Source organism: Streptomyces sp. SID13666, from assembly GCF_010548325.1.
Taxonomy (GTDB): Bacteria; Actinomycetota; Actinomycetes; order Streptomycetales; family Streptomycetaceae; genus Actinacidiphila; species Actinacidiphila fildesensis.
This window is the reverse complement of sequence record NZ_JAAGLX010000125.1, coordinates 1-994: the sequence shown is the minus strand read 5'-3', so window position 1 is coordinate 994 and position 994 is coordinate 1. Positions and strand designations below refer to the sequence as shown.

The following is a 994-nucleotide window of genomic DNA, read 5'->3' as shown; positions in this document are numbered from 1 at the left end:
CAGGTCGTAGTACTCGGGGCTGCCCTTGTCGCAGCTGATACCGACGCTGCAGGAGGTCATGTGGACCTTCTCCTGCTTGTCGATGACGGCCATCGTGCCGTTCCACGTCGGATACTCGGCGCTGCCCGCGTTGATCGACAGGGTGCGCACCGGCGCGCCGTTCCGGGTCACCTTCATGGTGTGTCCGGTCACCGAGACATCCGCGCGCACATCGTCACCGATCTTGAAGGTGTGCGTGTATCCGTGTACGCCGAAACGTCCGTTGCCGTTGCTGACGCCCTTCATGTCGGCGTCGATCTTCACCGTCGTGCCGGAGGGCCAGTAAGTCTTGGGGCGCCAGTCTGCGCGCTGGTCGCCGAACCAGTGCCAGGCGCCGGCCACCGGCTGCGAGGCGCTCACCTTCATGTGCTTCTCGACCGTGGCCCGCGCCTTGGCCGCCACCGGGTTCGTGAAGACCACCGAGATGGGCATGGCCACGCCTACCGTGGTTCCCGTCTGCGGGGTGATCGTCTCCAGCAGCATCGGCGGGCCCGCGGGCTTAGTCGGTGACGGCGACGAGCTCGCCTTGGGGTTTCCCGGGGCCTTCGCGTCGTCGCCGCTCGCCTTGTCACTGCCGCCCCCACCGCAGGCACTCGCGCCCACCAGCATCACGCCCGTGACGAGTGCGATCCCTATGCTGCCCTTGCGCCGTCGCACGACTTGCCCCGCTCTCTCGCTCTGTGGCCCTGACGAGCCTGCCGCACTGTGAGACGGCGACGGCGTGGGCCGCAGTTGCGTGTGCCGCGTAAAGCGTGTCTCAAACATCGGTGCCCAATGGCCTAGGCCCGGCCGGACGGCTTCAGGCCGGCCGGGACCTCCTGCGCGAGGCCGCTGCCCTGGCCCGGGGAGATGTCCCGGCCGCCGGCCGCCGGGATCGCGGCGTCGCGCGCCGAGGAGCCGAACCGGGCCGTCGGGTTCGTCCGGAAGCGGTCAGGCGGGCTGCCACAACTCGATT

Annotated in this window: 1 protein-coding gene; it reads right to left on the bottom strand. The window is 69.1% G+C overall.

Features of this window, described 5'->3' with window-relative positions; genetic code table 11:
* On the bottom strand, positions 1-648 hold a 648-nt coding region (locus G3I60_RS43675), incomplete at its 3' end, for a L,D-transpeptidase (protein WP_164608548.1).
* Between the last annotated feature and the right edge of the window lie 346 nt (positions 649-994).